A 12,902-nucleotide genomic window follows, 5' to 3' on the forward strand; every position below is an offset into this window, starting at 1 on the left:
TCGTTGCAGGAAGGCGTTTCCGCCTGATCATGTGAGGATTCTCATGTGTCGCTGCAGGGCACTCTGACCGGCAGTTTGTGCCAGACGCATACCGCATATCGCGCCTCCCCCCTGCTGCGTACAGCACCGATGTGCCACCGTGGGGACTGTCGCCGTTCGACATGGACCGCGATAACCCCCCACAGGATCGAGGCCCGCCATGGGCAAGTTCTTCTATTCAGACACGACGAAGGTTGACATCGAGGATCGAGCACTGGCTCACCTGCAGATGGTCATCGGAACGAAGCTGCGACGCGGCGAGGCATTCCACTTCACCTGGCGCGAGGACGCGAGTCTCGGCGACGGCCGGACGAGCGTCTGGATGCACGCGTCCATTCCGGTCGTGTATCGCTTCAGCGGGAGCCGTCGCCCGCAGCTGAACCCCGAGTGGCTCGACGCACTCACCTACACCGCGAACTCCCCCACCGGTCTTCACCTGGTTCCCGAGCCCCAGCACTCGGCACCTGGCACGGGCACGGTCCGGACATTGAAAGGCTGATCATGGGTGTGCTCTTCTATGGCGGCCCCGCCGCACCGATCGAGATCGAGGATCGGACTCTGGCCCACCTGAAGCTGGTGGTCACGGCGAAGCTTCGCCGAGGTGAAAGCTTCACGCTGTCCTGGGTCCACCCGGAGGGTCAGCCGGGCGGGCGCAGCACCCTCTGGCTGCATCCGTCCATTCCCCTGCGGTTCGTCTTCGACGATCCGAACCCCGCCGACATCAGCCCGGAGTGGATCGATCAGCTCGCCCACTCGGCACATTCCACCGGCGGCATCCGGCTGACGGCCGAGCCGTTCCACGAGCAGTCCTCGTCCGGTTCCGAATGGCCGGCGAACACTGCTGCCACCCCGGTACGCAAGAACGGAACGCTCTCATGATCCCGGAGATCCACACCTGGTGGCCGAATCTGTCGATCCCCGCGAAGCACGCCCTGCGTGCCCTCCAGGATGAGGCTCTTCCGGCCGAGGTGCGCGAGGAGATCGCCGCGATCACGGGAACGCACGTGTCAGAAGGGGCGCGACTGGATCCGGAGGACGCGGAGTTCATCCGCACGCAGCGCGAGATCGTCGACTGACCCGACGACATCGCGAGTCCCCCGCGGATGCTGGGGTGCGGCACGACAGCCCCACCCCAGCGCTCCTCGTGGGTACTGTCACAGGTGCTTGCCGCCGGTGACAGCCAGGATGGTGCCAGAGACGTAGGAGGCTTCCTCCGACGCCAGGTAGACGTAGGCCCCCGCGAGTTCGGCCGGCTGCCCGGCGCGCCCCAGGGGCGTGTCCTGGCCGAACTTCGGCAGCTTGTCGGGCCAGCCGGTCGCCGGGATGAGCGGAGTCCAGATCGGTCCGGGGGCGACGCCGTTCACGCGGATCCCCGACGGTCCCTGCTGTTCGGCAAGGGCCTGCACGAACGCCGCGAGGGCGGCTTTCGTCATCGCGTAGTCGAGCAGTCCGGGCGACGGCGAGAACGCCTGGATGGAGGTCGTCACGATCACGGACGAGCCCGGCTCCATCTCGGGCAGCGCGGTGCGAGCCATCCAGAACGGTGCGTACAGGTTGGTGCGCATCACCCGGTCGAACTCGGCCGTGTCGATGTCGGCGTCATCCTCGCGCTGCTTCTGGTACGCCGCGTTGAGGACGAGCAGATCGATGCCGCCGAGCGCACGGCGCGCGTCTTCGACGACTCCGACCGCCGCATCCTCCGAGGTGATGTCGGCGGGCAGGAGCACGGCCTTCGTGCCGGCGTCCTCGATGAGTTCCTGGGTGCGCCGGGCGTCTTCCTCCTCCTCCGGGAGGTAGTTGATCGCCACGTCCGCACCCTCGCGCGCGAACGCGATGGCCACGGCGCGGCCGATTCCGGAGTCGCCGCCCGTGATCAGAGCGCGACGGCCCCGCAGGCGATCAGCGCCGCGGTAGGTGCTCTCACCGTGATCGGGGCGCGGGACGGTATCGCCGGTGAGGCCGGGCTGTTGCTGGTCGTCTGCGGCGAACCCGCCGGTGGTGTACTTGGTCCTGGGGTCGGTCAGTCGGTCAGTCATGCCGGCAGGCTAAGTCGGGCGTGACGCCGAAGCGCAGGGCCTTGACAGCGGGATCGGCCCCGCCTATCGGCCCGGGCACTCCGCAAGGCGCCCGATTGTTTCACCGACTCCCGACCTTGTGAACCCCCTCCGATTCCTCGAGGGATGCGCCTTGCATGGGACACCAGGAGGCACCAGCCGGAGGATCCCCTGCGGCACGGGGTCGTCTCCCCGATGTCGTCCTCACGGGCGAAGGAAGGAATCGATCATGACTGATCGCGAGAACGAAGGACAGTTCGGCAACCGCTCGGACACGCAGGAGCAGGCCCGAAAGGGCGGCGAGGCCAGCACCGGCAAGTTCGGAGCTGAGAACGGCGCCGATCCCCGCGAAGCCGGCCGCAAGGGCGGCGAAGCCAGCACCGGCAAGTTCGGAGCTGAGAACGGCGCCGACCCCCGCGAAGCCGGCCGCAAGGGCGGCGAGGCCAGCGGCGGGCAGTTCGGGTCTGACGGCGGTGCCGATCCCCGCGAAGCGGGCCGCGCTGGCGGGCAGAACTGAGATGCCCCACCGACGCCGAGCGGGGGGACGACGCGTTGCGCCGTCCCCCCGCTTTCGTTCGTCAGATGCGATGCACCATCGTCGCCTCCGCCGCAGCACCGTGGATACGCGCGACCCCGGCTAGCAGCACCGACTCCAGCGAGGAGAACTGCTGCTTCGACAGTCCGCCCACCAGCCAGATCACCTCGTACACGCCGTCGCCCATCCGCTCGACGCACCCGAGGATCGCGTCGGCGTTGCCCCGGGGCACCGCCCGATCGCTCAGACGCCACGTCGACGCATCCAATGACTCCAGAACCAGCTGGTGGACTCCATCGTTCATCATTGCCCTCCTTCGAGCCCGCGCCGCTCGCCGAGAGCGTGCCGTTGCTGAAGTGTGCGGCATAGGCCGATTTTCGCCGTGGGGATTGACACGACGGCCCCGGCGACGGCATACGTCGCCACCGCGGCGTGCTGGCGACGCACATCACCGATCGAGAACGGTGCGCACCACGCTTTCCGGGCGCAGATCCAGCCGGCGCAGAAGCTGGGCGTTGAGTGCGACCACGATGGTCGACAGCGACATGAGGATCGCCCCGACCGACATCGGCAGGACGAAGCCGACCGGAGCCAGCACCCCCGCGGCCAGCGGGACGGACAGCAGGTTGTAGCCGGCCGCCCACCACAGGTTCTGCTTCATCTTCCGATATGAGGCCCGCGAGAGTTCGATCACCGAGAGCACCGCGCGCGGATCGTCACCGGCGAGGATCACCCCGGCGGAGGCGATCGCCACATCAGTACCCGCGCCGATGGCAAGGCCCACATCAGCCTGCGCCAGGGCGGGAGCGTCGTTGACGCCGTCGCCCACCATCGCCACGCGACGCCCCTCCCGCTGCAGTTCCTGGACCTTCGCGGCCTTGTCCTCCGGGCGGACTCCGGCGAACACGCGCTCGATGCCGAGTTCCTGAGCCACCGCGCGAGCCACAGCCTCCGCGTCACCGGTGATCATCACGACCTCCACCCCCTGAGCCTGCAAGGCGGCGACTGCTTCGCGTGACTCAGGCCGCACGTCATCGGCCAGCTTCAGCGCGCCGACAACGGCACCGTCGCGCAGGACATGCAGGATGATGGCACCGTCCTCGCGCCAGCGGTCTGCGACGGCGAGTTCCGCCGCGGACTCCTCCGCGAGCAGATGCGGCCCGCCCACGCGGATCGTCGCCCCGGCGACCGACGCCGACACGCCGACCGCGGGTGAGGATGTGAAGTCGCGTGCCGGCAGCACCGAGAGCCCGCGATCGCGTGCGGCTCGCACGATCGCCCGGGCCAGCGGGTGTTCACTGTCCGCCTCCGCTGCCGCAGCCAGCGCAAGAACCTCCTCGGCCGCGATGCCCTCGATCGACTCCACCGCGCTGACGATCGGCTCGCCTCGCGTCAACGTGCCGGTCTTGTCGAAGAGAACCGCGTCCACGGTGCGCATGGTCTCCAGCGCGAGGCGGTCCTTCACCAGAACCCCGCCACGGGCAGCGCGTTCGGTGGCGATGGACACCACCAGCGGGATGGCCAGGCCCAGCGCATGGGGGCACGCGATCACCAGCACCGTGATGGTACGGATGACGGCGTCGTCACCGCGGCCGAGCAACGTCCAGACGATCGCCGTGACAACAGCAGCCCCGAGCGCGAACCAGAACAGCCATCCCGCTGCGGTGTCGGCCAGCCGCTGCGCCCGCGAGGACGAGTTCTGCGCATCAGCCACCAGGCGCTGGATGCCGGCGAGAGTGGTGTCGTCGCCGATGGCGCTGATCTGGACGCGCAATCCGGAATCGGTGGCCACGGTGCCGGCGGTCACCGTGTCGCCGACGCCGCGCTCGACGGTGCGCGACTCCCCCGTAACCATGGATTCGTCCATCGATGCGCGCCCGTCGATCACGCGGCCATCCGCCGGCACGCTGCCACCCGGGCGGACGATCACCACGTCTCCGACGCGAAGCTGGTCCGGTGCGACGCGAACGACGCCGTCGCCCTCAACACGCTCCGCTTCATCCGGGAGCAGGGCGGCGAGGGAATCGAGCGCCGAGGTCGTCTGGGCCAGCGAGCGCATCTCGATCCAGTGACCGAGCAGCATGATCACGATGAGAAGGGCCAGCTCCCACCAGAAGTCGAGCTCGTGGTGGAGCACCCCGAGGCTCGCACCCCACGAGGCGAGGAAGGCCACCGTGATCGCCAGCCCGATGAGGAGCATCATTCCGGGCCGACCGGCGCGGATCTCCGAGACGGCTCCCGACAGGAACGGCCGGCCTCCCCAGACGTACATCACGGTTCCGAGAACCGGCGACACCCACGCGATGCCCGGCAGCTGCGGCACCGCGTATCCGACGATCATCGCGAACATGCCGGACATTGCTACCGTCGGCACGGCGAGGACGAGCATGATCCAGAACAGACGCCGGAACTGTGCGACATGATCGCCGTGACCGCCGTGCGCCGCGTGATCCCCGTGCGCCGCGTGATCCCCGTGCGCCGCGTGATCCCCGTGCGCCGCGTGATCGCCATGCGCCGCGTGATCGCCATGCGCCGCGTGATCGCCATGCGCCGCGTGATCGCCATGCGCCGCGTGGTCGTGGTCGAGTTGTCCGAAGTCCGAAGCTCGGTGCTCGGCGCGATTCATGGTGGCTCCTTCGGTGTCGGGCCGCAAGACCTGCTGGCCAGGAGGCGCACGATGCACCTCATACCCCTAGGGGGTACTGCTACCATCAACTATCCCCATACGAGCGATATTCCTGTCAAGGGCGGGCATGGGGTTGCCGGGCACGGATGGAGGCGAGATGAGCACGACGTTCCGTCGCTGGCTGCGCTCGGCGCTCCCCCTCTTCGTGTTCCTCACTGCCGTCGGGTTCATCGGGATGCACGCGCTGGTCAGTGGCCATGCCGCGCCCACCGCATCACCGGTTGCCACGATGCATGCCGCCGGTGCCCACGGCGCCGACACGGAGCCCCCGAGCGCGTCCGCACCACTGCCGTACGCCGAGGAGATCCAGTCCGCAGGCTTCGTGGACACTCTCCCGCCTCACGCGCATGGCGGGGCCGACTGCGTTCCCGCGCTGCTCAGCACGCCCGCGCCCGTCAGCGCTCCCGCCACTCCCCTCGCGATTGCGCCGCCGCCGGCCTCCCGCACCGGCGCCGGGCTGTCAGCACGTGCCATCGCTCCACCGCGTCCCTCCCTCATCCTCCTGTCGATCAGCCGGACGTGAGCCGCGCGGGCGTCCATGCCCCTGCCGCTCACACCGACACAGATAGGACAAGACATGAAGAAGCTCACCATCGCGCTGGGAACCGGCGCTCTCACCCTCACTCTGGCCATCACCGGCTGCGCGGCGGGATCCGCCGGCGAAGCGTCGCCGTCCGCGAGCGCGAGCGCGTCGGCGATTGGTGCCGGGGACGTGATGTTCGTGACGATGATGATCCCCCATCACCAGCAAGCGGTGCAGATGGCGGAGATCATCGCGGGCAAGACCGGCGTCGACACGCGCGTATCGGCATTGGCCGACCGGATCGCGCAGGCGCAGGGTCCGGAGATCGATCGGATGCAGGGCTGGCTCTCCGCCTGGGGCGTCCCTGCCGAGGCGGCTTCCCCGGACACCGATGGCATGCATCACGGCATGTCGGGGATGCTCTCCGATGATGACCTCGACCGGTTGGAAGCCGCCCCCGGCGCAGAGGCGGGACCACTGTTCGTGGAACAGATGATCGCGCATCACGAGGGCGCGATCGAGATGGCACGGACAGCGCTGGCCGATGCGCAATCGCCCGATGTCCGTCAGCTCGCCCAGCAGGTCATCGACGATCAGAGCACGGAGATCACCGAGATGCAGGAGTTGTTGAGCGTGCTGTGACGGGAGGGCCGGGCGTGAGAGGGCCCGGCCCTCTATCGCGATGCTCGGAGAGGAGTCAACCCCCGTGTGGGCGATGCGAGGTTCTCCTAGCGTCAGGGGCCAGAGGAAAGGGAGGACCATGGTCCAGCAGATACTCGATACCCCCGATCAGCTCGTGCACTTCCAGCTGCGCACGGCGCTCACCATGGAGCACGACTCGCTCGCCGCCGTTCAGGAGCTGGCAGGTGCCGCGCGCTCCGCCGATATCAAGAAGCTCTTCCGTCATCACGCCGACGAGACGCGGGAGCAGATCGAGAACCTCGGCAAGGTGTTCGAGGCGCTGGAGCTCAAGCAGAGCACATCGCCGTCTCCGAGCACGAAGGGCATCTCCAAGCAGGCCGGCTCGCTGATCGAGCGGTCGGCGCCGAAGCTGCGCGATCAGGTGGCGCTCAGCGCAGCGCTCGGCAACGAGCACTACGAGATCGCCGCCTACACCTCGCTCATCGTGCCGCTGACGGCGCTCGGCGCGACGGAGGCGGTGGCACTGCTGCAGGAGAACCTGGATCAGGAGACCCACACCAGCGAGGAGCTCCTCGCGGCCCTGCGGAAGCTGACCGGCGAGGGCTGAGCACACGTTCGCGGTGCGGGGCCGGAGGGTTCCCGCACCGTGAACACCCGGCTACGGCATCACGAGTGTTCCCCCGGAGCCCACGCGGATCGCGTGGTCGCCGAAGTCGCGCCGTCCGCGCTCATCCATCGCGCTGGCGGCCGAGCCGGACGGGTCCGGCAGGGGAGCGCCGTCTTCCGGTGCGAAGCGCAGCGAGTGAACGGTTCCCTCGATGAGTGCCCCGTCAGGTCTGAGACGCAGGCTGAGGTACGCCCCGCGACGAGTCTCCTCTTCAGCGCCGAAAACGCCTCCGCCTCCGAAATTGCCCAGGCTGTATGCGATGATCCGGCCCCGGTACTGCTCCATACCCCGCAGCACATGCGGGCCGTGTCCGATCACGACGTCGGCGCCGGCGTCGACCGCGGCATGGGCGAAGGCCATCGGATCACCGCGATTCTCGCCGAACATCGTCTCCGTGCCCGCGTGCACGACGTCGGCACCGGGCCCCTCCGCCCCCATGTGCGCGTGCACGATCACGATGTCGGCTTCGGCCGCCGCCGATCGCACCACGGCGCGCACGTGGCGAAGATCGGTCACGCGATTGAAGCCGTCATAGGGCGCGAACCCGACCACCGCCACCACGCTGTCCCCCACCCTCGTCCAGGCCACCTCATCGCGCTCTCCGACGGTGCGGATCCCGGCATCGGCGAGGAGATCCCGTGTGTTCGTGAAGCCGGCATCGCCATAGTCACGAGAGTGGTTGTTCGCGAGATTGAGGAGGTCGAAGCCCGCGAGGAACGGGGCCACGTCGGGGTCGCTGCGAAACGCGAGGCACTCGTCCTGCCCGCCGCACTTGTCGTAGCCGGTGTCGGCAGTGATGGCCTGCTCCAGGTTCCCTGTCACCAGATCCTCGGTGAACCACGACCGCACCGCGTCGAAGTGGCCTCGGCCGCGATCCTCCGGTGTGCGATGGCCTGTGTCGTAGACGAGGACGTCTCCCACGGCCCCGATGCTGACCTCGCCCGCTCGCTGAGGGGCGACCTGCGGCATCGCCTCCGGTGCGGCCGGAAGCGCTGAGGCGCGTGCTGCGACGACTCCGATGATGATCAGCATCACCGTGGCGCCGGCCACGCGCCAGGGCACACGCGGGCTGGTCATCCGCGTTGGCAGCTCGAGCAGCCAGCGAGGCCCATCCTTCTCGATCCAGGCGCCGAGCAGCGCGCTGCCCGCGGTGACGAGGGCGGTGAGCATGATGGGGAGCACCACGGCGGCGACCAATTGCACCGCACCGCGCCCATCGGACACCCATCCGATGACGACGGCGTCCACCAACACCAGAATCGGCATGTGCAACAGGTACACGGGAAGAGTATGCCGCCCGAGGCGCGTCAGCCAGGCACCCAGGAGCGGGATCGCGGGCAGCAGCGGCGCCAGGGAGAGTCCCATGGCGACGCCCGCCAGGCTCACCAGCGGCCACACACCCGGCACCGTGGCCGCGTCCAGGACCCGCATGCCGCCGTAGAGGGCGGCGTAGCCCGCCGTCAGCAGCAGCACCAGAGCCGGTCGCGGACGCGTGGCGAAGCGCTTGATCGCCGGGGCGAATCGCGCACCGATGAGGAAGAACAGGAGGTTGGAGAGCATCGAGCCGCGGTTGCTCACGATGTCGATGACCCCGGAGGCGACCAGCACCGTGAGCGCCGCCGCGGGAACGAGTACGGCCCACGTCGGGAGGCGGCGCAGCGCACGAGCCAGCAGGAAGTAGAGGGCAAGCGCATAGAGGTACCACGTGTTCGGCGGGCTGATGGTGATCGCCTCGACGAACTCCGCTACGCTGCGCGGAACAGCCGTGGGAAAGTCGGGGAAGGCCCACATCGCCGCCATGTGGATCAGCGTCCACAGCAGGTACAGGTAGAGGAACCGCAACACCCGGGATCGCAGGACGCTGGCCCCCGGGCGCGACAACGCGTCAGCCGCGAACACCCCGGACACCAGCAGGAACAGGGGCATGAGGAAAGGCCAGATGATGTCGCTGAGCAGGCCCCACATGCCCGGTATCGGCAGGCCGATGCGCCAGTCCACCTGCAGGTAGGTCTTCAGCACCACGTGCCAGAAGACGACGAGCAGGATGAGCGCGCCCTTCAGCGCGTCCGCCCACGCCAGCCGCTCGTGATCGGCCGGGGTCATGCGGTGATGCCGATCGGTTCCGGGACGCGTGCCGCCGCCACGAGCTCGGCGATGAGCTGCGGGTACGCCATACCGACAGCGGCGAACATGCGGGGAACCTGGGACTGCTCGGTCATCCCGGGCGACGTGTTCACCTCGTTGAGCACCAGGCCGGTGTCCGTGACGAAGAAGTCGAACCGGGCCACGCCGCTGCACTCCATCGCGTCGTACATGGCGGCGGCGGATTCGCGGATGGCGTGATGCTCCGAGGCGGAGAGGTCCGCGGGCAGGGTGAATCGCGCGGTCCCGTCGTACTTTGCCGCGCGTCCGAACACGCCGCCCGCCTCGACGCCGATCTCCAGGGTGGAGCCGAGGCGCAGCTGTCCGGTCGCGTCGCGGAAGACCGCGACGTCCACCTCGCGACCCCGGACGTATTCCTCGACGAGCACCGTGGCGCCGGCGCGGCGCGCATCCGCTATCGCGGTGGAGAGCTCGGCGCGCTGGCCCACCACCGACACACCGTTGCTGGATCCGCCCGTCGCAGGCTTGACCACCACCGGCAGCGGCAGCCGCACGACGGGCGAAGACGTACCGGGCGGGACCACGACACCCTCAGCCGTGCGGATGCCGACCGCCGTGGCAACGAGCTTCGTGAGCCACTTGTCCATGCCGATGGCGCCCGCGCGCACCGGCGAGCCCACGAATGGGACGCCGCACAGTTCGAGCAGGCCGGCCACCGCGCCGTCCTCCCCGTGCACACCGTGCAGCGCCGGGAACACGACATCGCACTGCGTGAGCTGCCCGACGGCTCGAGACGGAGACAGCTCTGCCCCCTGACGATCGCGCCACGTACCGTCTTCGTCGATAGTGAGCGCCACCGTCTCCCAGCCCACCTGCCGGGCGGCGTGCGCGATTCCGGCTGCGGATGCCAGCGAGACGAGGTGCTCGTCGTTGCGGCCGCCCCCGATCACAGCGATCTTCATGAGTGAACTCCCTCCGCGCGGTGTGCGCGTTCGATGGTGCGGTGCACGCGCGCCACCCGGCTGCCCACGTGCGTGACGATCTCGTGTTCGATGGTGTTCGACCAGGCGGCCCACTCCGCCACCGTCGGCTCACCGTGATCTCCGGGCCCGAAGAGCGTGACGCTCTCCCCCGGCTCCAGGAGGTCGTCACCCGTGTCGACGACGAGCATGTCCATGGAAAAGCGCCCGGCGATCCGCCGGCGCCGACCGCGCACGAGTACCTCGGCCGCGCCCGACGCCTCCCGCGGCAGACCGTCGCCGTAGCCGATCGGCAGTAGAGCGAGGTGGGTCGATCGATCGGCGATGAAGTCGTGGCCGTACCCGACTCCGGTCCCCGCAGTCGCCGTGCGGGCAGAAACCACCGGCGCGGTCAGGGTGAGCGCTGGACGGAGGACGTGCGTGGAGTGGGAGGGGTCGATGCCGAACAGTCCCGCCCCGATGCGGTGCAGGTCGAACCCGGCTCCCACACCGGTGAGGGTCGCCGCCGTCCCCGCGAGGTGCAGCTGGCCCGGAGCCAGGGCACGGCGACGGGCCGTACGCACAGCGTTCTGGAAGATCAGGCGCTCCCGCGCGTTCTGCGGATGATCGGGAACATCGGCGCACGACATGTGCCCCATGACACCGACGACACGGAGCGCGCCGGCGGATTCGTACTCTCGCGCCAGGGCGCACAGCGCGGCCCACTCGGCCACCGGGCAGCCCTCACGCGCGATGCCGAGGTCGACGTGCAGATGTACGCGCGCCACACGGCCGACGCTCCGCGCCGCCATGGCGACCGCGTGCAGCAACTGCAGGCCGGAAACGGCGACGTCGATCTCGGAGGTCACTGCCGATGCGAAGTCCGCGTCCGGCGGATTCAGCCAGCTGAGGATCGGGGCTCGGATACCGCGGGCACGCAGAGCGAGGGCCTCCGTGACGGAGGTCACCCCGATCGAGCGGGCCCCGGCGGCGAGCACGGACGCCGCGATGGAGCCGTGACCGAACGCATCGGCCTTCAGCACCGCCATGACGCGGCCACCGGTCAGTTCGACGAATCGGGCGGTGTTCGCTCGAATCGCCTCATCGTGCACGACGAGCTCAGGGACGCATGAGGACATATCCCCAGCGAAGCCCGACGCGTGTTGTCACGTCGTATGCGGATTTCGATATGCGGACAATATGCGCGAGTCAGTCTCGGTGCGCCGCCAGGAAGAGCGCGACGGCGGAAGCGACATGGCGCCTGCGTTCGGCCGAGGTGGGAACGCGGTCGTCGCCGAACATCATGGCGTCGTTCACCGGCTGTCCCATCACGAGCCAGTTCAGCTGACTCGCCGCGCGGGGCGCGTCGGGGACGCGAAGCAGCCCGCGTACGTCGAGATCGGTGAGCAGTTCCGCGAGCGCGGCGATCGCCCGGTGCGGCCCGTTCTCCGCGAGCGCGCGACCGAGTTCGGGGTACCGGCGGACTTCTCCGATGACCAGACGCCGCAGCTGCAGCAGCCGGGGTGTGAGCACCACTGACAGCTGCTCATCGAGCAGACCGATGAGTGCGGGCTCGACGTCCGCGGCGGTGGGGATCACGGGCGGTTCGTCGAGCACCGCATCGCCGGCAGCACCCGTCATCGTCGTCACGAGCTGAAGGAACAAGCCCTCCTTGCTGACGAAATGAGAATAGAGCGTCTGCTTCGCGACACCGGACGCGCGGGCGATGTCATCCATCGTCACAGCGTCGAATCCCTGCGCGAGGAACGCGTCCTCCGCGGCCGCGAGCGCCGCCCGGATCTTCCCCGCTGAACTGGGTCGCACGGTGCTGCCTCCCTCTAGATACGTCCGTCCTGATGTTCAATACTAGACCCACCAGTCTAAAAAGCATCGAGAGAGAGCGTCATGAACACGACGACATCGCAGGACGGCACGATCCTCGCCTATGAGATCGCGGGGTCGGGCCCACCGCTCGTCTACATCACCGGAGCGTGCTGTCATCGCACCTTCGCACCGGTGCGCCAGGACGTGAAGGTGTTCGCGACCCGGTTCCGGATCCTGTCCTACGACCGACGCGGCCGCGGCGGCTCCGGGGACCGGCAGCCGTGGTCCCTGGAGCGCGAGGTGGAGGACGTGGAAGCGATGATCGACGCCCTCGGTGGCTCGGCGTTCCTCTACGGTCACTCGTCCGGGGCGATCATCGCACTGGAGGCGGCACGCGAACTGGGCGCGCGCGTGCTGGGGAGCGTCCTCTACGACGCGTCGTGGGTGGCGGACTCCGCGGAAGCCGAGACCTACGCTGCCCTCCGCGACGAGGTCGACGGCCTCGTCGAGCGCGGGAAAGGAGGCGCGGCGATCCGGCGCTTCCTCGGGGGAATCGGGATGCCTCGCGTCTTCACGACGATGCTGCCGCTGCTGCCGGGGTGGCGGCGGATGCGCGCCCTCGCTCCCACGCTGCGATACGACATGGCTCTCACAGCGAGTCCCCCTCAGCCCGGCGTCGCCGCGGGGATCGCTTCTCCCCTGCGTGTGCTGGTCGGCGAGAAGAGCCCCGCGAGCCTTCATGCCGTCGCGACGAGCGTGGCAGGCGACGCGGGACTCACCCCCCGCACCGTGCCGGGGCAGGATCACATGGTGGACGCGCGCGTGCTGCTGCCCGAGTTGCTGGCTCTCGTGCCGAAGGGGGCCGTCTAA

General features: G+C 69.0%; 15 protein-coding genes. 8 read left to right on the plus strand and 7 right to left on the minus strand.

Translation table 11 applies throughout. The features are described from left to right. Window positions 1–199 precede the first annotated feature (199 nt). Genes LQ566_RS04265 through LQ566_RS04275 form a run of 3 tightly spaced genes read left to right on the plus strand, consistent with a single transcriptional unit; the run spans window position 200 to window position 1,115 of the window. On the plus strand, window positions 200–538 hold the full coding sequence (locus tag LQ566_RS04265) for a DUF7882 family protein (RefSeq protein ID WP_231090340.1): 339 nt from the start codon (window positions 200–202) through the stop codon (window positions 536–538). A 2-nt stretch (window positions 539–540) separates the two neighbouring features. Further along, on the plus strand, window positions 541–918 hold the full coding sequence (locus LQ566_RS04270) for a DUF7882 family protein (protein WP_231090341.1): 378 nt from the start codon (window positions 541–543) through the stop codon (window positions 916–918). Further along, window positions 915–1,115, plus strand: a complete 201-nt coding sequence (locus LQ566_RS04275; protein WP_231090342.1) for a hypothetical protein — start codon at window positions 915–917, stop codon at window positions 1,113–1,115. The genes LQ566_RS04270 and LQ566_RS04275 overlap by 4 nt, the downstream gene beginning before the upstream one ends. A 78-nt stretch (window positions 1,116–1,193) precedes the next feature. Here LQ566_RS04275 and LQ566_RS04280 read toward each other — a convergent pair whose 3' ends face one another. Then, complete coding sequence (locus tag LQ566_RS04280) at window positions 1,194–2,075, minus strand: SDR family oxidoreductase (protein WP_231090343.1); 882 nt, start codon at window positions 2,073–2,075, stop codon at window positions 1,194–1,196. Window positions 2,076–2,322: 247 nt separating this feature from the next. Between LQ566_RS04280 and LQ566_RS04285 the strand changes: the two genes are divergently transcribed. After that, window positions 2,323–2,610, plus strand: a complete 288-nt coding sequence (locus LQ566_RS04285) for a stress protein (RefSeq protein WP_231090344.1) — start codon at window positions 2,323–2,325, stop codon at window positions 2,608–2,610. 61 nt (window positions 2,611–2,671) lie between these two features. Here the strand turns inward: LQ566_RS04285 and LQ566_RS04290 are convergent, their stop codons facing one another. Both LQ566_RS04290 and LQ566_RS04295 read right to left on the minus strand, forming a co-directional pair. After that, window positions 2,672–2,932 carry a hypothetical protein gene (locus tag LQ566_RS04290; protein WP_231090345.1) on the minus strand — a complete coding sequence of 87 codons (261 nt, stop codon included), beginning with the start codon at window positions 2,930–2,932 and terminating at the stop codon, window positions 2,672–2,674. Window positions 2,933–3,076: 144 nt separating this feature from the next. Next, complete coding sequence (locus tag LQ566_RS04295; RefSeq protein WP_231090346.1) at window positions 3,077–5,254, minus strand: heavy metal translocating P-type ATPase; 2,178 nt, start codon at window positions 5,252–5,254, stop codon at window positions 3,077–3,079. A gap of 157 nt (window positions 5,255–5,411) precedes the next feature. Between LQ566_RS04295 and LQ566_RS04300 the strand changes: the two genes are divergently transcribed. The 3 genes from LQ566_RS04300 to LQ566_RS04310 all read left to right on the plus strand — a co-directional run bounded on the left by LQ566_RS04300 (window position 5,412) and on the right by LQ566_RS04310 (window position 7,086). Beyond that, window positions 5,412–5,837 (plus strand): DUF6153 family protein, encoded by a 426-nt coding sequence (locus LQ566_RS04300; protein WP_231090347.1) that lies wholly within the window; start codon window positions 5,412–5,414, stop codon window positions 5,835–5,837. A gap of 54 nt (window positions 5,838–5,891) precedes the next feature. After that, entirely contained in the window at window positions 5,892–6,479 is a 588-nt protein-coding gene (locus LQ566_RS04305; protein WP_231090348.1) for a DUF305 domain-containing protein, read from the plus strand. A 118-nt stretch (window positions 6,480–6,597) separates the two neighbouring features. After that, window positions 6,598–7,086: a YciE/YciF ferroxidase family protein gene (locus LQ566_RS04310; RefSeq protein ID WP_231090349.1), complete on the plus strand. Its 489-nt coding sequence runs from the start codon at window positions 6,598–6,600 to the stop codon at window positions 7,084–7,086. Window positions 7,087–7,137: 51 nt separating this feature from the next. On the opposite strand, the gene LQ566_RS04315 is transcribed toward LQ566_RS04310, so the two are convergent. The 4 genes from LQ566_RS04315 to LQ566_RS04330 form a co-directional block, all read right to left on the minus strand. After that, a complete protein-coding gene (locus LQ566_RS04315) occupies window positions 7,138–9,249 on the minus strand; it encodes a CapA family protein (RefSeq protein ID WP_231090350.1) in 2,112 nt (703 codons plus the stop codon). Beyond that, window positions 9,246–10,211, minus strand: coding sequence for a D-alanine--D-alanine ligase family protein (locus LQ566_RS04320; RefSeq protein WP_231090351.1), 966 nt, complete (start codon window positions 10,209–10,211; stop codon window positions 9,246–9,248). Before LQ566_RS04320 ends, LQ566_RS04315 begins: the two co-directional genes overlap by 4 nt. Continuing rightward, the gene (gene alr / locus LQ566_RS04325; protein ID WP_231090352.1) at window positions 10,208–11,347 is read right to left on the minus strand and encodes an alanine racemase; all 1,140 of its coding nucleotides are present in this window, start codon (window positions 11,345–11,347) and stop codon (window positions 10,208–10,210) included. The genes LQ566_RS04320 and alr overlap by 4 nt, the downstream gene beginning before the upstream one ends. Window positions 11,348–11,417: 70 nt before the next feature. After that, entirely contained in the window at window positions 11,418–12,032 is a 615-nt protein-coding gene (locus LQ566_RS04330) for a TetR/AcrR family transcriptional regulator (protein WP_231090353.1), read from the minus strand. Window positions 12,033–12,113: 81 nt separating this feature from the next. Between LQ566_RS04330 and LQ566_RS04335 the strand changes: the two genes are divergently transcribed. Then, window positions 12,114–12,902 (plus strand): alpha/beta fold hydrolase, encoded by a 789-nt coding sequence (locus LQ566_RS04335; RefSeq protein WP_231090354.1) that lies wholly within the window; start codon window positions 12,114–12,116, stop codon window positions 12,900–12,902.

The sequence above is a fragment of the Microbacterium nymphoidis genome (assembly GCF_021044885.1).
Taxonomy (GTDB): Bacteria; Actinomycetota; Actinomycetes; order Actinomycetales; family Microbacteriaceae; genus Microbacterium; species Microbacterium nymphoidis.